The sequence below is a fragment of the Actinoplanes sp. NPDC049668 genome (assembly GCF_044465445.1).
GTDB lineage: Bacteria > Actinomycetota > Actinomycetes > Mycobacteriales > Micromonosporaceae > Actinoplanes.
Window position 1 is genome coordinate 942,158 of sequence record NZ_JBITLR010000003.1, and the last position, 26,669, is coordinate 968,826.

Genomic DNA, 26,669 nt, shown 5'->3' on the forward strand with positions numbered 1-26,669 from the left:
GGAGTGACCCACATGACCACCACCACCCGCATCGCGATCGTCACCGGCGCGGCCCGTGGCATCGGCGCCGGCGTCGCGAAGCGGCTCGCCGCGGACGGCCTGGCCGTCGCCGTCGTGGACCTGGACGAGGCGGCCGGCAAGCCGGTCGTCGAGGAGATCGAGCGCGCCGGGGGCCAAGCCGTCGCGCTGGGCATCGACGTGAGCGACGAGCGGGCCGTGCGAGCCGGCGTCGCGCGGATCGCCCAGGAGCTGGGCGCGCCGACCGTGCTGGTCAACAACGCCGGCATCCTCCGCGACAACCTGCTGTTCAAGATGACCGTCGACGACTGGGACGCGGTCATGAACGTGCACCTGCGCGGCTCGTTTCTGATGTCCCGCGAGGTGCAGAAGCACCAGCTGGAGGCCCGCTGGGGCCGGATCGTCAACCTGTCCAGCACCTCCGCGCTCGGCAACCGCGGCCAGGCCAACTACGCCGCGGCGAAGGCCGGTGTGCAGGGCTTCACCAAGACGCTGGCCATCGAGCTGGGTAAGTTCGGCGTCACCGTCAACGCCATCGCGCCCGGCTTCATCGAGACCGAGATGACCGCCGCCACCGCCGAACGCATCGGCGTGCCTTTCGAGGAACTCAAGAAGGCCGCGGCCGCGGAGATCCCGGTGGCCCGCACCGGCATGCCGGAGGACATCGCGCACGCCGTGTCGTTCTTCGTCAGCGAGGGCGCCGGCTTCGTCTCCGGCCAGGTGCTCTACGTGGCGGGAGGGCCGAAAGCATGAGGGTCTTCCAGGGCATCGAGGAGTTGGAGCGGGCCGTCGGCACCCACCTCGGGTACTCCGGCTGGCACACCGTCACCCAACGGCAGATCGACACCTTCGCCGAGGCCACCGGCGACCACCAGTGGATCCACGTCGACCCGGAGAAGGCCGCGGCCGGCCCGTTCGGCGGCACCATCGCGCACGGGTACCTCACGCTGTCGTTGGTGCCGACGCTGGTCTGGCAGGTGTTCACCGTCGAGGGCGTGCGGATGGGCGTCAACTACGGCGCCAACAAGGTCCGCTTCCCCTCACCGGTGCCGGTGGACACGCAGGTGCGGGCGGGGGTCGAGCTGCTTTCGGTGAAGCCGGGTGGCGGCGGGCACCAGGTCACCACCCGGGTCACCGTCGAGCGCGAAGGTGCGGACAAACCGGCCTGCGTGGTCGAGACGGTCAGCGTGCTGGTGGCGTGATGTCCACGATCCCGCACGACCCGCCCGGCCTCGACCTGCCCCGGCTCGCCGCCTGGTTCGCGGCGACGGTGCCCGGGGTGGCCGACGGGCCGCTCAGGGCCCGGCTCATCGCCGGGGGACGGTCCAACCTCACCTACGAGGTGACCGACGGCCGGGCAACGTGGATCGTCCGGAGGCCGCCCCTGGGGCACGTGCTCGCGACCGCGCACGACATGGCGCGCGAGTTCCGCGTGATGTCGGCGCTGCGGGACACCGAGGTGCCCGTGCCGGGGACCTACGCACTGTGCCGGGACGAGGCCGTGCTGGGCGCGCCGTTCTACGTGATGGAGCGGGTCGCCGGTACGCCGTACCGGTACGCCGCCGAGCTCCGGCCGCTCGGCGCCGAGCGGACCCGGGCGATCTCGATCGGGCTGATAGACGTTCTGTCGATCCTGCACGAGGTCGACCCGGCCGCGATCGGGCTCGGCGACTTCGGCCGCCCGGAGGGATTCCTGGCCCGGCAGGTGCGGCGCTGGCGCAAGCAGCTCGACGCCTCGCACAGCCGCGACCTGCCCGCCGCGGACGAGCTGCACGCCCGGCTCGCGGCCGGCGTGCCGGCGGAGACCGCGCCCGGTGTGGTGCACGGCGACTACCGGCTCGACAACGTCCTCGTCGACGACCACGACCGTCCCGTCGCCGTCATCGACTGGGAGATGGCCACGATCGGCGACCCGCTCACCGACCTGGCGCTGTTGGTGGTCTACCAGCGGCTCGGCACGCTGCTCGGCGGAACCGTCGTGGCCGACGCGTCGTCGGCGGCGGGCTTCCTCAACGAGGACGAGCTCGTCGAGCGTTACACCGCGCGCAGCGACCGCGACCTGTCCCGGTTCGGCTTCTACCTCGGCCTCGCATCGTTCAAGCTGGCCGCGATCCTCGAGGGCATCCACTATCGCCATCTGCGCGGCCAGACGGTCGGTTCTGGTTTCGACCGCATGGGTGACGCCATCTTTCCCATTCTCGACGCGGGGCTCGCGTCACTGAAGGAGCAGTACTGATGGATTTCCAGTTCGATGCCAGGACCGAGGAGCTGCGGGCCGGACTACTCGAGTTCATGGACAGCCACGTCTACCCGGCCGAGCCGGTCTTCCACGAGCAACTCGGTCAGCTCGAGGACCGGTGGGCCTGGGACTCGGTACCGGTGCTCGCCGAGCTGCGGGCCGAGGCACGCCGCCGCGGCCTGTGGAACCTCTTCCTCCCGGGGGAGCACGGCGCAGGGCTGACCAACCTGCAGTACGCCCCGCTGGCCGAGATCACCGGCCGCAGCCGCCTGGCCCCGCCCGCGCTCAACTGCTCCGCACCCGACACCGGGAACATGGAGGTACTGGCGCAGTTCGGCAGCGAGGCGCAGCGCAAGGAGTGGCTGCGGCCCCTGCTCGAGGGTGATATCCGCTCGGCCTTCGCGATGACCGAGCCCGGCGTCGCATCCTCGGACGCCACCAACATCGCCACCCGGATCGAACGGGACGGCGACCACTACCTGATCAACGGCCGCAAGTGGTGGATCACCGGCGCGATGAACCCCAACGCGAAGATCCTCATCGTGATGGGGAAGACCGACCCGGCCGCCGATCGGCACCGCCAACAGTCGATGATCCTGGTACCCCGCGACACCCCGGGCGTGGAGATCACGCGCGGCATGGAGGTGCTCGGGTACGACGACCGCGACCACGGCGGCCACGCGGAGCTCGAGTTCCACGACGTACGGGTGCCCGCGGACAACCTGATCGGCGGAGAGGGTGACGGGTTCGCCATCGCGCAGGCCCGGCTCGGCCCCGGCCGGATCCACCACTGCATGCGGTCCATCGGCGTCGCCGAGCGGGCGATCGAGCTGATGTGTGCCCGAGCCGAGGAGCGGATCGCCTTCGGCAAGCCGATCTCCGAGCAGGGGGTCGTGCGTGACTGGATCGCCGAGTCCCGGGTGCGGGTCGAGCAGCTGCGCCTGCTCGTGCTCAAGACCGCCTGGTTGATGGACACCGTCGGCAACAAGGGCGCGCACACCGAGATCCAGGCGATCAAGATCGCCACCCCGGCGACCGTGCAGTGGATCCTCGACAAGGCCATCCAGGTGCACGGCGCTGCCGGGCTGTCGCAGGACTTCCCGCTGGCCTACGCCTACGCCCAGATTCGTACGCTGCGCTTCGCCGACGGACCCGACGAGGTGCACAAGAGCGCCCTGGCCCGCCACGAACTGCGCCGCCAGGCCATCGCACGGGAGTCATGATGACCACGTGGGTACTTCGTCCCGCGGCAAGTATGCACACGCTGTCCGCCGCGACTCTGCACACGATGTCCGTGGCTGTCGTACATCCGTGATCGATCCCGCATAGTGAGCGGCGGCGCGTCGGGAAATTCTCGGAGAGGGCGTCGCACGGACGCGCTACCGACCAACGCCTCGGGGAAGTTCGAGATGAAGATTGCCGCGAGTAGTGCCAGCTCGCGGGCGCTCTCGCTGAGTGAAACCCCCAAGGCGACACGGCGGCCAGCGGGGCCGGCCCGGCGAATCCATGTCCTAAATGGAAGAGCTGACGCCAGCCATACATTGAGGATCTTGACAGTGGATCTCACCCTTGCCAGACTCCGGGAAGTGCGCCCGAGCCGAAGCCCTGCGTGGAGCGCAGGTGCCAAGCCAGGTGTCCAGGTTCTGCCTTCGAAGCACAGATCTGGAGACGGGAGATTCGCAAGTGAGCACTGTGGCCGGCGAGATCGAAACGGTAGAGCAGACAGAGCAGGTCAACATCGTCGCAGCGGCGATGGACGCCCTGATCGGTCGACTCAGCTACGACGAGGCGTTCAGGACGGCCCTCGCCAACAGCCCAAAGGAGACGCTTGAGGCGTCCGGAATCGTTCTTCGGAAGGAGGCCCTCGAGGCCTACATCCGCACCCAGCCTGAGCGGTTCGACAAGGCGTCCGAGGCGCTGTTCTCGCGCGTCGACTCGGACTTCCTCATGAGCCTGTCGGCACCCTCCTGCGACCAGCCCACGTAAGAAGTTCCATTGAGAGCGGTGTAATTCAGAAGCGGCGTTCTCGGTCGATGTCTGGGGCCGTGGTCTGGACGGCTCCAGACATCCCCCCTTTAGGAGCGACATGGCGCGCGTCGCACTGGTGAATCTGGCAAGTCTTCGAATGCCGGGTAATCAGCCCATATTTCCCCTCGGGATCGAGCGGATCCGGCAGGTTCTGCAGATCGATGGGCACGAGGTTGAGATCATCGACTTCTGTGAACGCCCGGAGCTCCAAGCCGATCACAGCTGGGTTCGCGAAGGCTGGGACGTCGTGGGTCTCACGATACGGAACATCGATCCGATCGACATCGCCTGCGAGAGTCACGTCCCCCACTATCTGCAGTACACCAGGGACCTCCAGAATGCGGCTGGAGATGCCGACATTCTGTGGGTCGGTGGAGGACCGGGGTTCAGCCTGTTCGCGACCGAGCTCACCGAAAAGATGCGGCTGGCCATCGGCGTCGTCGGTCCGGGGGAGACCGTCATGTCGCGAATCTGCGCCGACGTCCGGTCCTATTCGAATTCGGCGCCCCGCGTGCTGACCGGCGTTCCGGACCCGGGTTTCGACACGCGCGTCATGCTCTACTCTCCGGCGCTGATGGAGGTCTACACCGTCCGGGACCCTCGGGCGATGATCGGGGTGGAGACCCGGCGCAAGAGCTGCTACCAAGGCTGCACCTACTGCCCGTACGCCCATATCACGAAGGACGACGGCGGGACCTGCCGAACCATCCCTTCGCTGATCGAGGAGATCCGTGGCATCTACGCCGCAGGTTTCCGCAGGATCTTCTTCACCGACGGGATCTTCAACGCCGAGCTCCGGTTCGCGAAGGACGTCGTAGCGGCGGTCAAGGCGGAGGCACTACCGGGACTGCAGTGGTCCGCGTACTTCACGCCCAAGCCGTTCGACGAGGAGTTCGCCGAGCTGCTGTCGGGCAGCGGCAACGACACCGTGATCGTGTCGCCGGATTCGCTCGACCCTCAGATGATGAACGAGATCGGGAAGTCCTTCGACGTGCGCCACGTCCGCCGCTTCCTCGACCTCTGCCGCGCCCACGCGTTGAATCCGCGCGTCAGCCTGGTGATCGGGGGCCCCTTCGAATCCGAGCAGACCGTCGCGAACACGATGGCCTTCGTCAACGATCATCTGCGCGACAACGAGCTGGCGCTCAACGTCGGCTACCGGGTCCTGCCGGAGACCGCCATGAGCAGGCAGACCGAGGCGAGCACGGCTGAGCTCCTGGAGCCGACGTTCCTTGAAATGGATCCACAGGTGTTTCAATGGATCTACAACGCGTTGGATTCACGCTTTCTCACGACCGACCTGATGCTGAACGTGGCGGCGGCCAAGCACGGCATGAAGAAGCGAAGCTCGATCAAACCGAAGTTCTCCGTCGCCCGCAAGCAGCAGATTTCGCTACTGACTTGACACTCGAATTTCGTGTCCTGTGCGCCGGCGACAGAGCAGCCGAGGTCGTCCACGATCGGCTGTCCCCTCGGCACGACGTCCTGGGCGAATCGCAATTCCCCGACGACTTCCTCTGGGCGGTCATCTCGGACGACGATTCGGTTGTGGCGGCGCACCGGGCGCTGATCGGACACGGCCGTCTCTACCTTCGGGGCGTCTTCGCCTTTCAGAACACGGGTTTCGCGACCGCCTACGCGCTCGCGCGCTACCTTCTCGGTGAGTCGCGCAGGCGCGGAATCTGCCGGTCGCACGTCTGGGTGGAGACGGCGGGTCGCGAGCGAAAGATCGCCGAGCTGCTGGGCGCGAGGACGACGCTGACGCCGTTGCACCGCTATCGCGTCCCCGTGCCGCTCCGGCCGGGCGGCCGGTTCGAGGGAGCTTCCGGGACGTTCGATCTCGCGAGCGGAGCACGGCTCGACTGGTTGGTCGATCGAACGACGACCGTGATCATTGGACCGCCCGGCTCGGACGGCCTTCCAGGTCCCCTCCCGGTCAGCGAGACCATCAACCTGCCCTGGAGCGAACTCGTCTCGACGCCTTACGTCGAGTTGCCGGTGCCGGCCAGCGACATCCCGGCCACCCTGGAACTGCTCGGGCGGGGGGCGAAGCGAGTGAGTCGGTGCACCGTCCTGCATGGTGACGCCCAACCGGAATCGGCGGCGCCATGACGGGAGTCCTCGCCCTCCACGGCGCGGGCGGCTCGGCCGCGCGCTTCCGGAAGCAGCTACACCACATCGCGACGGGCACGCCGGCTCTGAGCTGGCAGGTTCCGAGCGCCGACCGACCACCCGAACCGGTGGACAAGATCCACTATGCCGGGCTCGGGGCCGCCGCGTACCGCCATCCGTGCTGGAACATCGACGCGCTGGCGCGGGCCGGTGCGCAGAAGGTGCTCCTCGGCTTCTCGATGGGGGCCATCACCGCGATGCGGGTGCTTCAGGCATCCCCGGCGAAGACCCGGGCCGTCGTCTGCATCGCCGGGTGCCACAGCATGATGCAGCTGTTCGGAGAGCCCTGCTCGGCGCCCGAGGGCTTCGCCGGCCCCGTGCTCTTCATCCACGGAACGATGGACAAGCAGATTCCGCCGGCTCTGTCGCACGAATGCGCAAGGGCACTCGAGAAGGCGGGGGCGACGGTCGACTACTGGCTGATACCCGGCGCCGGACACAGCCTCGACCAACTGGGACTGACCGGTCCTGGACCGACAGCTGATCGCCTACGGCAATGGATCGAGGACATCCCATGAAGCCAGAGACGAAGACGGCCGCGGCGCCGAGCACCGCACCGGATCCACTGCGCCTGACCCGCGAGAAGCTGATGGCCGCGCTGCGCGCCCGCGGCGCGGAACAGCAGGCCCTGCACGCGGCCGCGTTGAAAGTGAAGAAGCAGGTGTTCGGGGACGATGTCGTGCTCCGCGGCGTGATCGAGATCGGCAACGTGTGCCGGGTGAACTGCACCTACTGCCCGATGCGACGCGACAACAACCGCGCCAATTCGAGCTTCTTCATGTCGACCGCGGCCATCCTCGAGCGAGCCGGGCACGTCAAGGAAGCCGGCATCGACGTGATCCTGCTTCAAGCGGGAGAGAGCCCCAAAGCGGCGGCTGTCGCCCTCGACGCGCTCCCTCGGATCCGCGCGCTCTTCGACGGCGCCGTCGAGGTGATCCTGAACCTCGGATCGCTCGGGCATCAGAGCTATCGGCGGCTTCGCGACGCCGGTGCGACCACCTACATCCTCAAACACGAGACCAGTTCCGACATCCTGCATGCCGAGTCGAGGTTCGAGAAGCTGTCTCAGCGCATCCAGGAGTGGTACCTGGCCAGAGACGCCGGTTTCCGCATGGGTACGGGAATCATCTCGGGGCTGCCTGGGCAGGACTACGAGTCGCTCGCCGACGAAATGGTCTTCCTGCGCTCGATGGACCCGGAGATGATCAGTGTGAGCCCGTTCGTCCCGGCCCCCGACACACCCCTGGCCGACGCGGCCCCGGGCAACGTGGACGACGCCCTGAACTTCCTGGCGCTGACCAGACTTGAACACCCGCACGCCCTCATCCCGTCGGTGAGTGCCCTGGAGAAGAACTCCAGCGGCGGCCAAGGGGCCGGCATCGCCGCGGGAGCCAACGTGATGACCGTCAACTTCACCGGCGACCACCAGGAGGAATATCTGATCTACGGCAAAGAGCGGTTCGTCGTGAAAACCGAGCACGTCAGTCGCGTCCTCGCGCTGAACAAGGCGAGACGAGCCGGTTCGGTATGGATCTGATGACACTGAATCTGCTCGACGGCCTGATGGCTTCCGGCGCCCTGATCAACGGCGTCAAGATCCCCGACCTGACCACCGCCCTGCGGGAAAGCCGAGCCTTCGACGAGGTCGATGACCTGCGAGGCCGGGTCGTAGTGGTCCAGGAGCCGGACGCCGCCTCGACGATCGGCATGATGGTGGCCGCTTGGCAGCGCGAGGCCGTGCCGATGCTGTCGGGCGGGCCTGCGGACGAGCTGCCCTGGTGGAACAGCGCTCCGGGAAGCTTCCTCGTACCTGAGGAGATCTCGTCAGCTTGGGAACTTCCGGTGGAGTGCGCCCTGGTGCAGGCGACCTCGGGATCGAGCGGAACGCCCCGACTGGCGATGCGGTCGCACGCCTCTTTCTACTGGGAGTCGCAGGCGTACGCGAATGCCTGGGGCACCGGCACGCATCCCCTGGTGCACTGCGTTCTCCTGGAGCACTCGCTCGGCATCGGCATCACGCTCAGCGCGCTGCTCGCCGGCCGCGACGTCGTCCACGAACGCCCGGTCCGGGCCAATCGGCTGACCGACTTCGGTACCCGCGCCGGCGTGATCGCCGGCACCCCCTCGACGCTGCGCATCCTCAATGAGGCCCTGTCGGACGGGAGTCTGGGCGCCGACACGGTGTTCTGCGGAGCCGGAAGCCTTGCCCCGAAGTTCCGAAAGGTCCTGGAGCAACGCTGGGAGACGCAGGTCATCGTGGGATTCGGGTCGACCGAAACCGGCGGTGTGCTGTCGGGAACCCGCGGCCTCGGTTCTCCGGTACCGGGCGCCTCGCTGGCCGATGAGCCCTCGACCGGATCGGCGGAGCCCTTCCAGTTGAAGGTCCGGTTGCCGCACCTCGTGCTCGGGTACGTCGGGCGACGCGACAGCACGGAGGTCTGGGAGTTCCCCGACCTGGTGCGCCGGGGCGGCGACGGGCAGCTGGAGCACGTCGCACGGATCACCCGAACCATGCGGACCCGGGACCAGACGCGGGCTCTCGGACTACTCTCCGACGCCCTGAGCTCGATGGATCGCGACTGGCGACTCCTCGAAGCGAGCGAGGGGGACACCGCTTCCCCACAGTTACTCGTCGAGGGCGAGCCGTTGTCGGCGTCCGAGGAGGTACGGCTGCGGCGTGCGGGCGGCGCCGTCTCCAGCGAGATCGCGATCCGCACGGTGCCCAGGTTCCCGCGCAACGACGTGGGCAAGGTCGAGCTGGCGAAGCTTCTCACCTGTCAAGGGACCGAAGGCGGTGGCGCTTGAACGGAATCGAGTACGAAGAGTTCCTGGAATTCATGAAGAGCAGTCTCGCGGCGGATCACCCGGAGCTCGCCGACCTGCCCGTCGGCGCCTTCGCCCGCTCCTCCCTGCAAGGACTCGGCGTGGACTCCCTGGCACTGACCGAATTGGTGATCAAGGTGCACTCCCGCTGGGGCCGCGAGTTCAGCGACCAGTTTCTGGCTTCACCCGTGATCGACATCCCGGTGAACTGGTGGGCCGAGGTCGGCGACAGCCCACAGAAGATCGAGAAGGGCGAGCGATGAGCAGGCAGATCACGTCGGTCGGAGACCGCTTCGTCGTCTTCGATGACTTCTTCGAGGATGATCAGCTCCAGTTCGCGCGCGAATGGGCCGAGTCGCGGCCCGTGGAACTGCGCGATTCGGTGATCGGCGGGACTGACGGCAAGGCCTGGCGAAGCTCGACGGTCGCCGTCGGCACCGATTCGAGCGAGGCGCCGCTCCACCTGCGAACCGTCATCGAGGCATTCGCCATACCCGAGGTTCCGTGGACGGTGGAGGAGAGCAGCACGGTCACGGGCGCGGTGTGGCGGTATCCGCGAGGCGCCGCACTCGGGTGGCACAACGACGCGGGCGGCGGGCGGATCGGCGAGTTCGTGTGCTTCCTGCACTCCGACTGGGGCGCCGACTGGGGCGGCGAGCTCATCGTGCTGGACAAGGCCGCGGACCATGCCGATCGGACCGGCCCTGACGGGACGCTGTCGATCTCGGAGTTCGTCAGCAGGTCCCGCAGCACCATGACCTTGATCGCGCCGCTGCCCAATCGCGTCGTGTTCCTCAAGGCCGGAACGGCCCACACGATCAAACGGGTGGAAGACCAGTGGCAGGCCAAGCCGCGGCTGACCTTCACCGGATTCGTCACCAGCAAGGAGCAGTCCAACCGCGGACGCGCGCGCCGGCTGCTGCAGGCACTGGCCTTGGAGGATTGAGCACCGATGCAGGACGAATCGCGAGGAGCCGTGCGGCACCTGCGGCAGTGGGCGACCAGCAAGGACGTCGCGCCGTCCGATATCGAACGGGTGCTCGTCGGTCTGGAGACCCTCGAACGGCCCGATCACGGCGAGGCGTCGGCCGATTCCCCGGACCCGGCCTGTCCCGTTCCCGGCCTGACGGCGCGGCCTTGGTGGAACCCTGAGATCTTTCCGTGGACCGCCGGACTTCTCGCCGAGGCCGACGCGATCCGTGCGGAGTACTTCGAGGTCTCCTCCCGGTTGACGCGCTCCGAGGCGCTGCGGAACCGCGACGACATCGGCCGGCTCCGCGCCTCCGGCAGGTGGACCACGGTCCAGCTCTACCATCGCGGCCTGCGCCAGGCACAGGCCGAATCGTTCCCGGTTGCCGTTGCGTCCCTGCTGCGCATCACCGAGCCACCCTGCGGGATGGCGTTCTACTCGACCTTGGAGCCGGGGAGCAGGATCGAGCCCCACAGGGGGTTCACCAACGCGCACCTGAGGGCCCACCTGGTGATCAGGGCCAACGACGACGCACGGTTCCGGGTCGCCGACGAGTGGCGGGCCTGGCAAGACCATCAGCTGTTGGTGTTCGACGACACGTTCGAACACGAGGCGATGAACGACGGCGACGACGACCGTGTCGTGCTGCTCTTCGACATCTGGCATCCGGACCTGACCGAGGTCGAACGTATGGCATTCCAGGAATCGATGGACTTCCTGCGGAAGCAGAGAGCGCGCCATCACCTGCTGAACGCCTTGGCCACGGGCTGACCCGGACCAAGGTCCGATCGCACTCGGAGAGAAGGAGACGTCGATGACCGAGCGGGAGTTCCACGACTTCATGCGTACCGGCTGGAGTCCGGTTGGACGTTCGGTGACCGAGCTGCGGCAGGCTTCCTTCCACGCCGAGCGCCGCAAGGCGCTTTCGGATGCCTTCCCGGGCGAGACGATCGTGGTGCCGACCGGCCGGGAGCAGGTCCGCGCGAACGACATGCACTACCGGTTCCGTGCCGGATCCGACTTCGCGTGGCTCACCGGTGACCTCGACCCCGAAGGTGTGCTCGTGCTTCACGCGACCGCCTCGGGCCACGACGCCGTGCTGTACCGACGTCCGGGCAGGGGCGTCGACTCCGAGGAGTATTTCGCTTCGCTGCAATACGGCGAGCTGTGGAGGGGCCGAAGAGAGACGTTGGCCGAGAGCACCACGATGCTCGGCATCGAGTGTCGCGACCTGCAGGATCTCGACCCCGTCCTGGACCGGATCGCTCGCGGACGGGTGCGAGTCCTGCGGGACCTGGACGCCGACATCGACGCCCGATTCGCCGTCGAGACGCCTGCCGCACCGGAGACCACCGGCAGCGGGTTGGCGTTCACGCTGGCGGAGCTACGACTGGTGAAAGACCCCTGGGAGCTCGAGCAGCTGCAGGAGGCGGTCGACGCGACCGTCCGCGGGTTCGAGGACGTCGCCCGCATCCTCCCGCCGACCGGAACGGTTCCCGAGCGGCTCATCGAGGGGGTCTTCGGCGCGCGCGCACGGGTCGAAGGCAATGGTGTCGGCTACGAATCGGTCGTCGCCGCCGGTCCTAACGCGACGACCGTCCACTGGACCGCCAACACCGGGCGTACCAGGTCGGGCGAGCTCATCCTCATGGACATGGGAGTCGAGGGACGGAACCTCTACACCGCCGACCTCACCCGTACCCTTCCGGTCAGCGGATCCTTCACCGCCGTGCAGCGGGAGGTCTACGACATCGTGCTCGCCGCACAGCAGGCCGGCATCGACGCGATCAAGCCCGGGGTGAGCATTCGTGCGATCCGCCAGGCCTGCATGGAGGTGTTGGCGGAGGGCGTACAAGACCTGGGTCTGCTGCCTCGGGCCGCCGGAGGGGTGTCTGCGACCGACTCGCCCCGATACCGCCGTTGGACGCTGCACGGCTTCGGCCACATGCTCGGCATCGACGTCCACGACTGCGCGGCCTCCTGGCCCGATCGGTTCCAACACGGCGTCATCGAAGAGAATCACGTACTCACGGTGGAACCCGGCCTGTATTTCCAGCCCAACGACGAACTCGTCCCCGAAGAGCTGCGCGGGATCGGCATCCGCATCGAGGACGACGTGCACGTCACCGCCGACGGCTGCCGCAACCTTTCGGCTGCCCTGCCCCGACACGCGACGGAGGTGGAGAACTGGCTCGCCGCGCAGCGCGAGTCAGGACCCCGCATCCCCACCGAATTGTGAGCGTCCATGTCACCCGCGCCTCGGTCGGCGGCTTGGCGTCTGCTGGTCCGCCTCGCTCACCCCCATGCTCTCAGGATGACGCTCGGCGTCGTCGCGTACCTTCTTGCCGGCGCGACCTCGATGGCGCAGCTGTGGATCATCGGTAGGGTCATCGACGAGGGAATCATCGCGCGTGACCCCGACGCCTTCGGGCTGTGGATAGCGCTCCTGCTGACCGCCGTGGTCGCGCAACCACTCTTCTGGTCGGTGGGCTTTCGGCTGTTCGTCGGCGCGGAGGCCGAGAGCCAGCGTGCGATGCTGCGGGGCCTCACCGACCATCTCAACGCGGTCGGCACCGGGGTGCGAGGGCGGGCATCGACCGGGGAACTGGTGAACCTTCCGAGTGAGGACACCCGCCAGGCTGCCGGGGCCATCTCCGACGTCGGAGCCTTCGTCAACACGTTCGCGATGTTCGTCGTAGGCGCATCCCTGGTCTGGTCGATCCACCCGATCCTGGGCACGGTGGTCGTCGCCGGAAGCGTCCTCACCGCCGCCGTCACCGGGCCCCTCCTGGGGCGGCTACAGCGCCGCCAGTCCGACTACCGAAGGGCGGTCGGTGGTCTCACCGCGCAGGCCGCCGACATCGTCGGTGGCCTGCGGGTGCTGCGCGGCATCGGCGGGGATCTCCTGTACGCCGCACGCTACCGACAGCAATCGGTGGCCCTGCGACATACAGGCGAGCGGGTCGCGAACTCGAGCTCCTGGATTCATGCGCTTCAGCGCTCGCTGCCGGTCGCCTTCGTCGCGGCGATCACCTGGACAGGCGCACTCCTGGCCGCGGACGACGCGATCACCATCGGCGGACTCGCCTCGGCGTTCACCTTCGCCACCTTCTTCATCGCCGTCTCCGAGGGCCTGATCGGCACCGCGTCCTTCCTGGTGGGCTCCTGGGTGGCGGCCGAGCGCATCGCCCGGTTCCTCTCCATCGAGACCGACATCGACGACGCCGGGACCGCTCCCGGCCCGGCCGGCGGCGAACTGTACGACCCGGACACCGGCCTGGTCGTGCCGATCGGCGGGCTCACCGTGGTGGCCACCGCCGAAACCGCCGCCGCCCTCGATGCCTGCGAGCGTCTTGCCCGCTACCGCGCCTCCGGGGCGGTCTGGGGCGCGAAACCCTTGGAGGCGTACGCGCTGACGACCGTACGCGAGCGGATCATGCTCCTGACCGACGAGGACCACCTCTTCGCCGGTACCCTCGGCGAGACGCTGCGGGCCGAGCCGAACGCGGCCCTCGCGGCCATCGAGACGGCCTGCGCCGCCGACGTGTACGAGGGACTCGGCGGCACCCTCGACGGGCAGGTCGCCGAGGGCGGGCGCAATCTCTCGGGCGGTCAGCGCCAGAGACTGCGCCTGGCCAGGGCGCTCGCGGCCACCCCGGAGACGCTCCTGGCCGTGGAACCGACCTCGGCGGTCGACTCGCACACCGAGTCGCTCATCGCCGAGCGGGTGGCCGCCGCACGCGCCCCGATGTCCACTCTGGTCGTGACGGTCTCGCCGCTCTGGTTGGCCCGCGCCGACCAGGTGGTGTGGATGGTCCGGGGCCGGGTCCACGCCGTCGGCACGCATGCCGAGCTGCTGTTCGATCCGGCCTACCGGACTCTCGCCTCGCGCAGCGTCGCATGACACCCCCGACCCTCACCCACGTACGAGCTGATCAGGAAGCCGAGACCGCATGAGCGCCGTCGATGCGAGGTCCGGGTCGCGCCTACCTGTCGCGGGCCCTGCCGAGGTGCGCCGCGCCTTCCTGCGGCTGCTCGCCGCTGACAAGGCCCGCGTCGTCCAGATCCTCCTGCTGTACATCCTCGCCGCCGGATGCGGTGTCACGGTGCCCCTCCTCCTCGGCCGGGTCGTCGACGGCCTCGGCACCGGCTGGGACATCGCGCGCATCAATGCGGTGTGCGGCCTCATCGTCGCGTGCGTCGCGGTCCAGTTTGTACTCGGCCGGCTGGGTAGGCGTTCCGCCTACCGGTTCGGCGAGCGAGCCGCGGCACACCTGCGCGAGAGTATGGTCGGCCGGGTTCTCGGACTGCCGCTCGACCGGGTGGAGCAAGCCGGACGTGGCGATCTGGGAACCCGCACCGCCTCGGACGTCAACGCCGCCGCGGACGTGCTGCGTAACAGCGGGCCGACGATCGCCACCGCCCTCATCGAGGTCCTGGCTCTCTACGCGGCGATATTCGTGGTGTCTCCGCTGCTGGGTTTGTGCGCACTGCTGACGCTACCGCCGCTGCTGCTGACGGGCCGCCGGTACCTGCGCCGATCGGGCGAGACGTTCCGGGGTGAGCGTGCGGCGATGAGCGAGGTGGCCGAGACCCTCGCCGCCTCGGCCTCGGGCGCCAGGACGGTCGCCGCCCTCGTCCTCCAACAGGAACGGCGCTCGGCCGGGTACCGACGCGCCGAGACGATGTACGAGTGGTTCATGCGGGTGCTTCGGCTCCAGAACGAGTTCTTCCTGACCCTGCAGTGGCTCAACCGGATCCAGCTGGTGCTCGTGATCGCCGCTGCCGGATGGTGGTCCCTCGAGGGCGGCCTCAGCCTGGGCACGGCGGTAGCCGGGATCGCCGTGACAGTTCGCCTCGCCAACCCGACCGGCGCGGTCATGGCACAGCTCAACGGATTCCAGCAAGGCACCGCGGCACTGGCGCGTATCGAGGGTGTCACCCTCATGACCATCGAACCGCGGGAGGCGACGCCCGACGGCACGGAACTGCGCCTGGACTCGGTCACATTCGGGTACGGCGACGGCGCCGACGTGCTCCACGGGCTGAGCCTGCACCCCGTCGGCGGGGAACGGCTCGCCGTGGTCGGACCCTCCGGGGCCGGGAAGTCCACCATCGCGCGCCTGCTCGCGGGCATCGACCGCCCGCGGAGCGGGTCCGCGACACTGGGCGGCGTCCCGGTGTACGACATCGCGATCGAGAAGCTGCGCCGCCACGTCGTGCTGGTGACGCAGGAGCATTACGTGTTCACCGCGACGCTGCGCGACAACCTGATCCTGGCCGCGCCCGACGTCGACGACCGTACCCTGTTGGACGCGTTGCGACGCGTCGACGCGACGTGGGCGCTGCACGAAGGGCTCGACACGATGCTCGGCGACGAACACCGCAGATTGAGTACGGCCGAGGCACAGCAAGTCGCACTCGCTCGCGTGATCGTCGCCGACCCGGACATCGTGATCCTCGATGAGGCCACGGCCGGCATCGACCCCGCCAGCGCGGGCCACGTCGAGGCCGCCCTGGCGGCGGCCGTCGCCGGCCGCACCGTGATCTCGATCGCTCACCAGCTCCAGGCGGCGAGTTCGGCCGACCGGATCGCCGTAGTGGAAGGCGGGCGGGTCGTCGAGCAGGGCACGCACGCCGAACTGCTGGCCGCGGACGGGGTCTACGCGCGGCTCTGGCATGCGTGGCGAGGAGACGATCAAGCGGTCCGCTCGGTGCCGCTTCAGCAACTGTCTTCTCGCGATGCACTCGGTTCTCGCGCCGGAGCAGCCAACCGATAAGCCACGAAGCAGCGCCGGTGCGGTTTGCCCGGCGCTCAGCCTCGGGGCTTCGCGTCGAGCCCGAGCATCCTCCGAAACCGGGCGAAGTGCTCGAACGGGAAGCGACTGTGGTCGGTGTTGCGGTTGGAGTAGCAGCTATAGGCGCCACCGAACATCCAGCCGTGGGTGTCGGAGCGGGTCCAGGTGTAGTCGTCGTCCGGCGGCGCGATGACCATGTTCTCGGCGATCCGCCGCGCCTGCGCCGGGTCGAACACGTCCATCCGGACGAACTGCTCCGCCACCTGGGCGCGGTGCGCCTCCAGGCCCTCGGTGTCGCCGGATTCATGGCCGACGAACCGGCTCAGCAGCAGCATCGCCATGTCCGGCGAAACCGTGCACTCGTTGTCGGAATCCTCGTTCAGCTCGTAGGTCGACGGGTTGGCACGCATGTACGCCACCACTGCCTGCGCCTCCTCCCAGCGCAGGCACCACGGGTGCCACCGGGCCTGGTCCCAGTGGCCCATCTCGTACACGTAGCCGGTCCAGTCCTCCCAGGCGTCGGTGTCCTTCTCCGCGCCCTCGACCTCGTCGTCCACTTCCTCGTCGAGGTCGTCGTATTCGGCGGCGACATACAGGTTCAACTCGTGCAGGGCCACGTCGAACGACGCATCCAGCCGCAGACGGTACGGACCGGCGACCGGCATGAAGATTCGCACGCCCCCCTTGAGCTTCTTGTCAACACGCTCACCCGCCCGTTCGAAGTTGAATCCGTCCGCATCGTCGAAGGCGTACGCTCGCCAGAACCGACGCCTGGCCATCGCCGCTTCGAGCCGGTCACCAGGCTTCTTCGCCATCTCATCTCCCGAGGGGTAGCGGATTTCTCCGGGCATCATCCTGCAGCGCAGGTACGACCCGTCGGCGACGAGCAGGATCGAGGACAGCCGCCGACTACCTGGCGTTGCCAATGTGTGGCGCATGACCATCTGATGCGGGCGGCGCCGCGCGGCCCCTCAAAGGCGAGAGATCACTCTTTTGGCGAGGTCCGCCGTGAGGGCGATGTCGGCCTCGCGCTTCTGCGCGTCGGGCGCACCACCCATGTAGTTCCTCGTTATCTTGCCTACCTTGTCACCTTTGTAGAACACCACCGTGGTCTCCATCTCTTGCGAGGTGTCCGAGATCGCGCCGTCGCCGACCCCGCTCAGCGGCTTTTGATCTGGGGCTTCCTCTCGGAGCTCATCGAATTGTGTGGATCCGGACCGGCCGTCGTTCGTGACCCTCAACTCCAGCCAGGACTGGCCACCGTACGGCTTGAACCAGCAGGCCTGATCGTCAAGGAACAGTTCTGTGTGGTAGCCCTTGCCGTAGGTGTCCTTCGCCTCCACGTCCACCAGGTCGGCGGCCGTCAGGAGCTCGCATGCGCCGCCGGTTTCTCCCTCCCTCGCGGCGGCCGCGTCGGCGGCATCGGCCGCGCCGGATTCCGTCCCGGTGCCGTCCGCCGATCCGCAGCCGGTCACGACCAGCGTGGCCGTCAAGAGGGCGCTGAGAGCGGTGAGCTTGCCGTATTTCATATGCCATCTCCGATTTGTGCACGCTCAACTTCGCGGAGTGATCCATACCCGCGCGCCGACAGGTCGGCGCTGGCAGGACCCTAGGGCTGGCGACCTGCGATCGGGGATAGCGCAAATGACATATTCACCGCCCTGCGACCCGGCGATCACCCGTCGTAGCTGCCTGTGCGACTCACTTGATGGACTGTCGCACCGCCCGCATGTCCGGGCGGTGGCCGTGGTCGGCCGCTCCGGTCTGGTGCTACCACGTGGCAGGGTCATGGATCTGATCGGGGACGTACAGACCCCCGAGAATCTGCAACACTTCGGCCTGGCTGAAGGGGTTCTTTCGCGTCTCGACTTGAGCCGTGATTCGCAGTCCCTCGGCCCGCATGGTCCAGGAGAGGCCGTCGGGGCCGGCGGACACCTGGTACGGGCCGGCCTTCAGCGGCCCAGGACGGTCGGCGCCGCGCTCAGGGTACAGCTCGATGGAATTGGCCCTGATCTTCAGGCGACGTTGGCCGTCGACGACGGTCCGGGTTCCCTTCGCGAACAGACCCGGAGACTCCATGAGCTCGACATCGCAGTCCGATACGGTCCAGCCTGCCGGCAGGCTGGTGAGCCGGTACGGCAGCACGCACCGCCGCGCCTGGTGGAGATCGACCTGCTCGAGAATGTGCACCGCGCGCTGCCGACTGGCCGCTCGCACCTCGACGCGCGCCCACAGCCCCTCGACGGGTTGCCACTCGAACGCATACACCCGCTCCGGCAGGCCGTTGACCTTCTGCCCGGGTTTCGAGGTGCGCAAGGTCGCTGCGCGGCCCCCCAAGCTGATGTCGACCGGGGTGGCGGACTCCACGGTTTCAGTTCCGCTGGTCACCACCGGCGGCAGAGCCCTGAGGCTCTGCCGGGATTGTGCCAGCGCCACATACACCCGAAGGCTGGGGCTCATCAGGTGTACGGTCTCCAACCCGGGCCCGGAGGTCCAGGTGACCGCCTGCCCGGATGCTGCCGCCAGCGTGTCCACCGAGAAGTGCAGCAGCCCCGGATCGGTACCGACCAGATCGGGACCTTCGGCGGCACCGGGCTGCCCGTCCGCAGCCGGTAGTTTCGCGGGGTCGACGTCCAGAGGCCCGGACGGTGAAGGGCTCGGTGCCTGTGACGACGAAGGGTGCCGACCCGACGGCGTCGTCGACTGCTCTCGCGGCAGCCACACGGAGATGACCGCCACCCCGGCAACGGCAGCGGCTGCCAGCGCGACGGAGCCGGCGCGGCGCCGCGCCCGCAACCGCCGCCCCCTGGCCACCGCGGCGTGGAGCAACGGTTGCGGGTCGATCGGCGATCCGGCATCCGCATGCTGCCGCAGGCTCGCGGACAACGTCCGGTCGAGGTCGGCACTCATCGGCGATCTCCCATCGGCTCGTGAAACTGCGGTTGCAGACCCCGAAGCTTGTCCAGGGCGCGCTTGGCCTGGGTACGCACGGTGCCCTGCGAGCACTGCAGCAGCTCCGCAATGGTGGCGTCGTCGTAGTCCTCGTAGTAGCGCAGAATGATCACCGTGCGCTGCCGAGGCGACAGCCGATGCACCATCCGCCAGACCGCGTCGCGTTCGGCCGACTCCACGGCGCAGTCCCGGTCGTAGGCGCCGTCCGGCACGTCGGCCACGGCGACCTCCCGGCTGACCAGGCGGCGCCGCCAGGAACGATGCGCGTTGACGACCATCCGCCGCACGTAGAGGTCGGGTCGGTCCACCTTGCCGACCCGCCCCCATCGCACGTAGGCCCTGGCCAGCACCTCCTGCACCAGATCCTCGGCCCGGTGCTCGTCACCGGTCAGCAGGCGGGCAAAGCGCACCAACGCCACGCCCCGCACCAGCACGTATTCCTCGAAGGTCACGCCCTATGAAACGCACTCGCGAGGCCACCGCGTAGACACAACCACCCAACTTTTTCCGCGCCCCGCGACGCAGGAGGTCGAGAGCGAGCCTGCCCTGTCGACAAGAAGCACGACGACGTACCGCCCGGGCCAGCCAGCCCGGGAACACATCAGATCCAGAATGATCCAGATTGGAATGATTAAGGCAAGAACAGCGGCCGATGGTGATCGAGATTCAGATTCGGCGATCGAAGGGTCCGTTACCCTCCAACAGAGGATTGCGGCCGTTGTCGAGGTGATTTGGATCAGCCATGCGTGGTCGGCGGAGGCGGGTACCCCGAGGCAGGCCGGTGCTGCGGGTGGCGGACTCGCGCGGCCTGCTGGCGGCCAAGTTCGCCCGGCCGCAGATTCCGCCCGGCCTGGTCGTCCGCCAACGCCTGCTGGACCGGCTGGATGAGGCAGCTCGCGGCGAGGTCACGCTGATCGTCGCCGGGCCGGGCTACGGCAAGACCCTCCTGGTCGCGGCCTGGGCCGAGACCCGCCGCACGCCCGGGCCTGTCGCGTGGCTCTCGTTGGACCGCTACGACGACAGCCCTGCCGCCTTCTGGTCGTATTTCCTCGGTGCGTTGCGCAGCACCGGCGCCGTCCCCGATGACAACCCGCTCGCGTCGATCATTCCCGGGGTGCGCATCGACGAGGCGTTCGTGCGCCGGATCGCCCTCGGTATCGCCGAACTCCCCGACCCCGTTGTGCTCGTACTGGAAGACCTGCACGAGATCGTCAACCCGCAGGTGCTCCGGTCGCTGGCGTTCCTGCTGCGCCATCCCGTACGGCAGCTGCTGCTCGTGGTCACCACCCGCGAGGAGCATCCGACGCCGTTGCACCGGCCGCGGATCCGGCAGCGACTGGCGGAGATCCAGGCCGCGGAGCTGAGCTTCACCCTCGAAGAGGCCGCCGAGTTGCTGGCCGGACACCGCGTGCAGCTCACCGCGGCCGAGATCAGCACGCTTCTCAACCGGACCGAGGGTTGGGCGGTCGGCCTGGGACTCGCGGCGATGTTCCTGAGCCGGCGCGACGGCCAGGCCGGGCCTGACGAGTTCACCGGTACCGAGCGGACGGTCGCCGAGTACATGGCCCATGAGGTTCTGGCCGGTCAACCCGCGCAGGTGCGACGGTTCCTGCTGCTGACCTGCGTGGTCGACCGGGTGTGCGGTGACCTGGCCGACGCGCTCACCGAAGGATCACACGGCCAGCAGACCCTCGAGCGGCTGGCCGCCGAGAACGCGCTGGTGATCCGGCTGGGCTCGCAGCGCCCCTGGTTCCGCTACCACCCGCTGCTCACCGAGATGCTACGCCAGCAGCTGCTGGTGGAGGAGCCCGACCTGGTCCCGCGACTGCACGTGAAGGCGGCGCACTGGTTCGCCCAGGAGCAGGCGAGACTGTACGCGGTCAGCCACGCGGTGGCCGCCCGTGACTGGCCACTGGTCGGACACCTGGTGACGGTCGTGGCCGGCACCCGGATCCTCTCGGTCGAGCGTCGGCCGCTGATGGATCTCGTGGGCCAGGTGCCGGCCGCCCAGCTGTCCACATCTGCCGAACTTGCCCTGTGCGCCGCCTGGCTCGCTTTCGACCGCAAGGAGTTCGAGGCGATCCCGGGCCACCTGGCGCACGTACGGGCGTTACTTGTCCGGGAGGAGCCCGACCGGCGCAGGCCGACCGAGATCGTGGCGCGCACGTTCGACTCCGCGGCGGCTCGGGCGCAGGGCGACATGGTGGCGGTTGTCGAAGCCACCTCGGACGTGCTCGACCTGCTGTCGCAGGTCTCCCTCGCGCAGCTGCCGAGCGCGCCCGAGTACCGGGCGATCGCGGTCAACAACGGCGGCGTCGGGCTGTTCTGGCTTGGGCAACTCGGCCCTGCGGAGGCGCGCCTGCAGTCGGCGCTGACGCTCGCGGAGTCGGCCGCCGTGGAGCTCACCCAGCTCAACGCGATCACCCACCTGGCTCTGCTGCACGCCGAACAGGGCGACCTGCGAGACGCGGAAGACTTTGCGCAGCGCGGGCTCGACCTGGCGCACAAGCGGGGCTGGCCGTCGGCGCTCCAGCTCGTCCCGGCCTACCTGGCCCTGGCCCTGACTCACCTGGAGCGCAACGCCCTCGACGCGGCGTACACGGCAATCACGGATGGCCTCGCGGCCCAGCGGACGGAACCCGAGGCGGTCCAGTATTTCGCCTTCCGGATAGTCGAGGCACGGATTCTGCTCGCCCTTGGGCAGGCCGACGCGGCCCGGCTGATCACCAATCGGATAGGGCAGGAAATCGGCGCCCTCACAGCGGCGCCGCTCCTGCTCACCCAATGGTTGGCGATTGCGGAAGCACACATCGAGCTCGCGGCGAACAATCCCGGCGAGGTGGTCCGCCGGTTCGGTGACACCGGGAGCGAGAACCCGCACGCCCGGCTGCGGATCTGCGTAGCCCGGGCGCACCTCGCGCTCGACGACCCGAAGACCGCCGAGACCCTGCTGGCACCTCTCCACACGACGGCGCCCGACGTCGGCTCCGCAGTCGAGGCCTGGGTGGCCGCAGCTCTGGTGCAGGACGCCCTGCGGCAGAACAACCGTTCGGCCGACGCCTTCGCGCGGGCGGCAGCCCTCGCCGAACCGCAAGGCATCCGCCGACCCTTCCTCGGGGGCGAGCGCACCCGCATGCCCAATCTCATGGAACGCCATCAATGGCTTGCGCCGGAGAAGTCCGCCTTCGTCGCCGAATTGCTCGCCGACTCGACAGCGGATCCAGCCGGACCGGCCACCGCAACGGCAGAGGGCCTTACCGACCGGGAGTTGGACGTCCTGCGCTACCTCCCGACCATGCTGAGGAATCAGGACATCGCCGGCCAGCTGTACGTCTCGGTCAACACGGTGAAGGCACACCTGAGGTCGCTCTACCAGAAACTCGGCGTCACCCAGCGCCGCGAAGCCGTGGAACGAGCCCGACAACAAGGGCTCTTGTAACCCGAGATCCAAAGCCATGTCTCACTGCGCGCCGTTGCGTTGCGAGATCAGCGGACGCGATGAGCGCGACGGGTCAGTTGTCAGATCGCTTCGGTGAGTTCGGTGAACGCCGCGGCGACCCGTAGTGTCGGGCGGCATCGACTCCGAGTTCCTACGGGCCGCGGCGCAGATTCCGCCCGCTCTAGGCTGGACGCGTGGGCGATCGACCGGAAATGGACCCCGAGACCGAAGCCGCCATCGTCGAAGCAACCGCCGATGTCTTCGCCGCACTGTGGCGGCCTCAGATGTTCACGCTGTCCGACGTCGCCGAGCGGATCGGCATGGACTCCGACGAGCTCTACCGGCTCTGTCTGCGCCCGGACCTGCTGTATGCCGAGGCCGTGGGCCAGGAACGGTGGGTGAGCGAGGTTCCCGATCTCGGAGACACCAGGTCGGAGCTCTATCAGGCGTTGACCCAGTTGGTGGGCGGCTACCCGGCACAGTCCAGCTCGGCACGCACGCTGCTGCGCATGGCGCTTTCCGCCGGCAACGACCTCGACGGCATCGAGCGGATCCGGGAGCTGGGCGAACGCAAATGGCGCGGGGTCGTCATGACCGTGCTGGAGCGGGGAGTCGCCCGAGGCGATCTGCCGCCGGACACCGACGTCGAGGCAATCCTGGATGTTCTTGCCTGCGCGGTGACCTACCACAGCGTGTACAGCGTAGGACGGGAGAACTGGGCCACCATCGTGCGGATGCTGGCGGACATGGTGCTTTCCGCGGCGGCCCCAGTACGGCCGAATGAGCGATTGATGCACCAGCCGGTCACCATCTCGCCCGAGGTCGAGCGCGCGGTCCATTGGCTCAGCGAGATCCGGACGGGGGCGACGCTGAGCACTGCCGACGTGCCGCTTCACCTGATGACGCAGGCGCCGCGGAACAGGGCCATGCTCGGCGATTTCCCGGTGACCGTGGAAGCCAGTCTCCACTGTGACTTCTTTCCCAAGGTCGCCTCTGACGATCCGCTCTTCCGCGACTTCGACAATCGTGGCCGGCTGTCGGTCGGGGTACGGGTCTCGGCCGGCAAGGCGGACGTCCTGCCGCCTTCGCTGCAAGCGGACCGCGTCATATTGGTCCAGGGCGACGAGGTATGGGTGGCCTCGCTGGTCGAGCTCAGTCCGCACACCCGGACCGACCAGGAATTCTGGGCAATCGCGGAACTGGGCCCGCAGTGGGCGCCGGGTTCGCAGGTGGACGTCTGGGTTCGGCTGCGCACCGTGTACCGGGCTTTCGCCCTCGTCCGGCTGACCGACCAGGGCATCACGCACAGCGCGTAAGCCAGGTCGACCAGCCGCCGCAGGCTCGGCGTGCCTACTGATCCAGCAACGCAACAGACCCCTGCTGCCGCGCGCCCTATGGCGTCGGCCTCATTGATCACGAAAGGAGGTGCGCTTGAGCTCAACCCGAGGTTCGCCGCCGATCTACTGCCCGTACGGGAACCAACCGAGATGAGGGTTTGATGGGTGCAGGGCGGATGCTCACCAAGGTGAGCTTCGGATTGCTGGCAGGGGCGGTGACCGCTGTCGGCCTGCCCAGCGCGGCGGCGCTCGCGGCCGCGCCGGCGGCTCCGAAGAGCTTCACGGTCGCCCGCGCGGCCGACGACGTACGCAAGATCAACGTGTCGTGGAAGCCGGTCGTCGGCGCCGACCACTACGTCGTCGAGAGCACCGCCGGCAACGTCGAGTCGGTGATCAACGTGCCGGCCTCCGCGCTCAGCTACACCGTCGACGCGCCGGACACGTGCAGCTCGTACAAGATCCGCGTCGGTGCCGCCGACGCCGACGGCAACACCACCAGCACCACCTACTGGACGCTGAAGTCCCTCGCCCCGACCTACATCTCGGGCGTGACCAACGGCCGCGAGGACGACGGCACCACCGTCTGGGAGTCCTGGAAGGCGCCCTCGTGGGCCGGCGAGTCCCCGCTGACCGGCTACCACGTCGTGTTCTCCCGCGTCTCCGACGGCGTCGTGCTGTCCGACGAGATCGTCACCGACACCACCGTCCGGTTCCGCAACGTCGACCCGATGCGCTCCTACAACGTCTCCGTCACCACGGTGAACGCCTACGGCCAGTGCCTGCCGGCGAAGTCGACCGTCGAGCGGTTCCGCCCCGCCGACGTGAGCAACCTGGTCGTGCAGCGCCGCGCCGACGCCGCGAGCACCGTCGAGGTGCTGTGGACTCCGGTCACCACCGGCCCCACGCCCACCTACTACCTCATCTCCTACGGCCAGGACAAGATCACCAACTCGGTGAAGGTCGACGCCCCGGCCACCAAGGCCACCCTCAACCTCGACGTCGCCAAGTCCTGGATGATCGAGGTCAAGGCCTACAACGCCAACGGTGGCAGCAACGCCGTCAGCGCCTCCGTGCCGGTCTGGGCGTCGAGCGCGCCCGCGCCGACCGACCCGTCCGCCACGCCCGGTACCCCCGGCGAGGACTCGTCGACGACCACGACCACGGTGAACACCGGCTCGGACCGGACCCCGCCGACGATCACCACGATGCTGTCGCAGGCGTCGAAGAACGGCTGGTTCCGCGGCGCCGTCACGATCCACTTCAACTGCGCCGACAGCGGCAGCGCGATCAAGACCTGCCCGGCCGACCTGGTCGCCGACGGGGACGGCTACGGCCTGAAGTTCTCCGGCACCGCCGTCGACAACGCCGGCAACACCGCCACCATCACCCAGCCGCTGAACATCGACCAGACGGCCCCCGCGGTCACCTCCAAGGTCAACGGCGCCAAGAACGCCGACGGCTGGTACACCGCCGCGCCGTCGATCCACTACACCTGTGCCGACTCGGTCCCTGGCTACAGCGGCGTCTCCGTCAACATCTGCCCCACCGACATCACCGTCACCTCCGACGGCGCCAACCAGAAGATCACCGGCACCGCCTGGGACAAGGCCGGCAACACCGCCACCGACAGCGTGCTCGTCAACCTCGACCGGACCGCGCCGGTGATCAAGGCCTCCGTGACCGGCGGCGACACGAACGCCGACGGCTGGTACACCACCATCCCGACCATCCACTTCACCTGCACCGACACGGTCTCCGGCCTCACCACCTGCCCCGCCGACGTCAAGGTGACGACCAACGGCGCCGGCCAGAAGGTCACCGGCACCGCTGTCGACAAGGCCGGCAACGCCAGCACCGCGACGATCAGCGTCAACGTCGACCTGGCGGCCCGGGAAGACGCGGCCGTGTCGTACGACTCCACCTGCACGCTCGCCGTGGCGAAGTCCGCCAGCGCCTGCGGCGTCAAGTTCAGCGCGTCGACGGGCACCCGGATCAACCTGCCCGACGTGTTCGACGTCAAGCACGCCGAGTACCCGGAGGGCACCTACTGGTCCACGCAGGTCGCGGTGACGGTCACGAACGACACCGCCACCGCCCGGGAGTTCCGGGTGCGGTACCAGGACGTGCAGGACGGTGACCGGGTCTGGGTCGAGCGCGCCATCTTCACCGACGGACAGCCCGGCAACGTCGTCCCGGCCGGCGCCAGCCGGGTCATGGTGTTCGACGTCTGGTACAACGTCGTCTCCGACTCTTCGGACGTCCCGGACGACCTGACCCTGGACTTCGGGTACGAGTTGGCCTGACCGGAACCACCGAACCCCGCCCTCCTCGGAGGGCGGGGTTTCGCCGTTTTGCATGTAGTACAAACCTTTACAGTCCCGCAGAATTGCGGTGCGCAGGGCCGATTCTCCGGCAGCGATCACCGTAGGCGTATCCACTGTGTTGAGCTCGGACGTGTCGGCGCAGGACGTCAGCGACCGTCGCCGGGCTGGCGGCCCCAGCCGCGGATGCGAGCGTACGACAGCCCGGTTGTGCTGCAGCGTTCACCGAATTCACCCCAGCGATCCGACACCCGGCCCGGCGAGCCCCATCCCGCCCGCCGATCTCACAACGCGACAGAGCCGACCTGCCCGCGCCCTCCCAGGAGGGCCGGCCGAATGGGCTCAGATTGCTGCCGGAGGGTGCCGCATGTCCGGCGGGAAATGCGACCCGACGTTCGACGCGGCGCACTTCAACGCCTTGTTGGGCGTCACGGCAGGTGACAAGCTGGGTGAAATCACCGTTTTAGTCCCTGATGTCCGATAAATATGTACCACCGAGATCTTTAGGGCCTGCCGCTGCGACGTTGTGCGAGGCCGGCCCGCTTGCCAAGACCCAGAGGACTGAAGCATGC

At 68.3% G+C, this 26,669-nt stretch carries 23 protein-coding genes; 19 read left to right on the forward strand and 4 right to left on the reverse strand.

What is annotated here, in order from left to right; genetic code table 11:
* The first annotated feature begins 12 nt into the window (after nucleotides 1-12).
* The 16 genes from fabG (at nucleotide 13) to ACIBSW_RS17120 (ending at nucleotide 16,030) form a co-directional block, all read left to right on the forward strand.
* Nucleotides 13-771 (forward strand): 3-oxoacyl-ACP reductase FabG, encoded by a 759-nt coding sequence (gene fabG / locus ACIBSW_RS17045; protein WP_354724027.1) that lies wholly within the window; start codon nucleotides 13-15, stop codon nucleotides 769-771.
* Entirely contained in the window at nucleotides 768-1,220 is a 453-nt protein-coding gene (locus ACIBSW_RS17050; RefSeq protein ID WP_354724029.1) for a MaoC family dehydratase, read from the forward strand. Before fabG ends, ACIBSW_RS17050 begins: the two co-directional genes overlap by 4 nt.
* Nucleotides 1,220-2,254, forward strand: a complete 1,035-nt coding sequence (locus tag ACIBSW_RS17055) for a phosphotransferase family protein (RefSeq protein ID WP_354724031.1) — start codon at nucleotides 1,220-1,222, stop codon at nucleotides 2,252-2,254. The genes ACIBSW_RS17050 and ACIBSW_RS17055 overlap by 1 nt, the downstream gene beginning before the upstream one ends.
* The gene (locus ACIBSW_RS17060) at nucleotides 2,254-3,480 is read left to right on the forward strand and encodes an acyl-CoA dehydrogenase family protein (RefSeq protein ID WP_354724033.1); all 1,227 of its coding nucleotides are present in this window, start codon (nucleotides 2,254-2,256) and stop codon (nucleotides 3,478-3,480) included. Before ACIBSW_RS17055 ends, ACIBSW_RS17060 begins: the two co-directional genes overlap by 1 nt.
* 460 nt (nucleotides 3,481-3,940) lie before the next feature.
* The gene (locus ACIBSW_RS17065) at nucleotides 3,941-4,243 is read left to right on the forward strand and encodes an Os1348 family NHLP clan protein (RefSeq protein ID WP_354724035.1); all 303 of its coding nucleotides are present in this window, start codon (nucleotides 3,941-3,943) and stop codon (nucleotides 4,241-4,243) included.
* 100 nt (nucleotides 4,244-4,343) lie between these two features.
* Nucleotides 4,344-5,690 carry a B12-binding domain-containing radical SAM protein gene (locus tag ACIBSW_RS17070; RefSeq protein ID WP_354724037.1) on the forward strand — a complete coding sequence of 449 codons (1,347 nt, stop codon included), beginning with the start codon at nucleotides 4,344-4,346 and terminating at the stop codon, nucleotides 5,688-5,690.
* Nucleotides 5,687-6,397: a hypothetical protein gene (locus ACIBSW_RS17075; RefSeq protein ID WP_354724039.1), complete on the forward strand. Its 711-nt coding sequence runs from the start codon at nucleotides 5,687-5,689 to the stop codon at nucleotides 6,395-6,397. Before ACIBSW_RS17070 ends, ACIBSW_RS17075 begins: the two co-directional genes overlap by 4 nt.
* A complete protein-coding gene (locus ACIBSW_RS17080) occupies nucleotides 6,394-6,975 on the forward strand; it encodes a prolyl oligopeptidase family serine peptidase (RefSeq protein ID WP_354724041.1) in 582 nt (193 codons plus the stop codon). The genes ACIBSW_RS17075 and ACIBSW_RS17080 overlap by 4 nt, the downstream gene beginning before the upstream one ends.
* On the forward strand, nucleotides 6,972-7,994 hold the full coding sequence (locus ACIBSW_RS17085; RefSeq protein WP_354724043.1) for a radical SAM protein: 1,023 nt from the start codon (nucleotides 6,972-6,974) through the stop codon (nucleotides 7,992-7,994). Before ACIBSW_RS17080 ends, ACIBSW_RS17085 begins: the two co-directional genes overlap by 4 nt.
* The gene (locus ACIBSW_RS17090) at nucleotides 7,994-9,262 is read left to right on the forward strand and encodes an AMP-binding protein (protein ID WP_354724045.1); all 1,269 of its coding nucleotides are present in this window, start codon (nucleotides 7,994-7,996) and stop codon (nucleotides 9,260-9,262) included. The genes ACIBSW_RS17085 and ACIBSW_RS17090 overlap by 1 nt, the downstream gene beginning before the upstream one ends.
* A complete protein-coding gene (locus ACIBSW_RS17095) occupies nucleotides 9,259-9,543 on the forward strand; it encodes a hypothetical protein (protein ID WP_354724047.1) in 285 nt (94 codons plus the stop codon). Before ACIBSW_RS17090 ends, ACIBSW_RS17095 begins: the two co-directional genes overlap by 4 nt.
* Entirely contained in the window at nucleotides 9,540-10,226 is a 687-nt protein-coding gene (locus tag ACIBSW_RS17100; RefSeq protein ID WP_354724049.1) for a 2OG-Fe(II) oxygenase, read from the forward strand. The genes ACIBSW_RS17095 and ACIBSW_RS17100 overlap by 4 nt, the downstream gene beginning before the upstream one ends.
* A 6-nt stretch (nucleotides 10,227-10,232) precedes the next feature.
* Nucleotides 10,233-11,021, forward strand: a complete 789-nt coding sequence (locus ACIBSW_RS17105; RefSeq protein WP_354724051.1) for an aspartyl/asparaginyl beta-hydroxylase domain-containing protein — start codon at nucleotides 10,233-10,235, stop codon at nucleotides 11,019-11,021.
* 43 nt (nucleotides 11,022-11,064) lie between these two features.
* A complete protein-coding gene (locus tag ACIBSW_RS17110) occupies nucleotides 11,065-12,489 on the forward strand; it encodes an aminopeptidase P family protein (RefSeq protein WP_404799353.1) in 1,425 nt (474 codons plus the stop codon).
* A gap of 75 nt (nucleotides 12,490-12,564) precedes the next feature.
* Nucleotides 12,565-14,154, forward strand: a complete 1,590-nt coding sequence (locus tag ACIBSW_RS17115; protein ID WP_354724053.1) for an ABC transporter ATP-binding protein — start codon at nucleotides 12,565-12,567, stop codon at nucleotides 14,152-14,154.
* 49 nt (nucleotides 14,155-14,203) lie between these two features.
* Nucleotides 14,204-16,030 carry an ABC transporter ATP-binding protein gene (locus ACIBSW_RS17120; protein WP_354724055.1) on the forward strand — a complete coding sequence of 609 codons (1,827 nt, stop codon included), beginning with the start codon at nucleotides 14,204-14,206 and terminating at the stop codon, nucleotides 16,028-16,030.
* 35 nt (nucleotides 16,031-16,065) lie between these two features.
* On the opposite strand, the gene ACIBSW_RS17125 is transcribed toward ACIBSW_RS17120, so the two are convergent.
* The 4 genes from ACIBSW_RS17125 to ACIBSW_RS17140 all read right to left on the reverse strand — a co-directional run bounded on the left by ACIBSW_RS17125 (nucleotide 16,066) and on the right by ACIBSW_RS17140 (nucleotide 19,452).
* Nucleotides 16,066-16,863 carry a hypothetical protein gene (locus tag ACIBSW_RS17125; protein ID WP_354724057.1) on the reverse strand — a complete coding sequence of 266 codons (798 nt, stop codon included), beginning with the start codon at nucleotides 16,861-16,863 and terminating at the stop codon, nucleotides 16,066-16,068.
* Between the two features lie 156 nt (nucleotides 16,864-17,019).
* Complete coding sequence (locus ACIBSW_RS17130) at nucleotides 17,020-17,577, reverse strand: hypothetical protein (RefSeq protein ID WP_354724059.1); 558 nt, start codon at nucleotides 17,575-17,577, stop codon at nucleotides 17,020-17,022.
* 241 nt (nucleotides 17,578-17,818) lie between these two features.
* On the reverse strand, nucleotides 17,819-18,958 hold the full coding sequence (locus ACIBSW_RS17135; protein ID WP_354724061.1) for a hypothetical protein: 1,140 nt from the start codon (nucleotides 18,956-18,958) through the stop codon (nucleotides 17,819-17,821).
* The gene (locus tag ACIBSW_RS17140) at nucleotides 18,955-19,452 is read right to left on the reverse strand and encodes a SigE family RNA polymerase sigma factor (RefSeq protein ID WP_354724063.1); all 498 of its coding nucleotides are present in this window, start codon (nucleotides 19,450-19,452) and stop codon (nucleotides 18,955-18,957) included. The genes ACIBSW_RS17135 and ACIBSW_RS17140 overlap by 4 nt, the downstream gene beginning before the upstream one ends.
* A gap of 338 nt (nucleotides 19,453-19,790) precedes the next feature.
* On the opposite strand from ACIBSW_RS17140, the gene ACIBSW_RS17145 reads away from it, so the two are divergent.
* The 3 genes from ACIBSW_RS17145 to ACIBSW_RS17155 all read left to right on the forward strand — a co-directional run bounded on the left by ACIBSW_RS17145 (nucleotide 19,791) and on the right by ACIBSW_RS17155 (nucleotide 26,079).
* A complete protein-coding gene (locus ACIBSW_RS17145; protein WP_354724065.1) occupies nucleotides 19,791-22,439 on the forward strand; it encodes a LuxR C-terminal-related transcriptional regulator in 2,649 nt (882 codons plus the stop codon).
* 194 nt (nucleotides 22,440-22,633) lie between these two features.
* The gene (locus ACIBSW_RS17150) at nucleotides 22,634-23,755 is read left to right on the forward strand and encodes a TetR-like C-terminal domain-containing protein (protein ID WP_354724067.1); all 1,122 of its coding nucleotides are present in this window, start codon (nucleotides 22,634-22,636) and stop codon (nucleotides 23,753-23,755) included.
* 209 nt (nucleotides 23,756-23,964) lie between these two features.
* Nucleotides 23,965-26,079: a fibronectin type III domain-containing protein gene (locus tag ACIBSW_RS17155; RefSeq protein WP_354724069.1), complete on the forward strand. Its 2,115-nt coding sequence runs from the start codon at nucleotides 23,965-23,967 to the stop codon at nucleotides 26,077-26,079.
* Nucleotides 26,080-26,669: the final 590 nt, after the last annotated feature.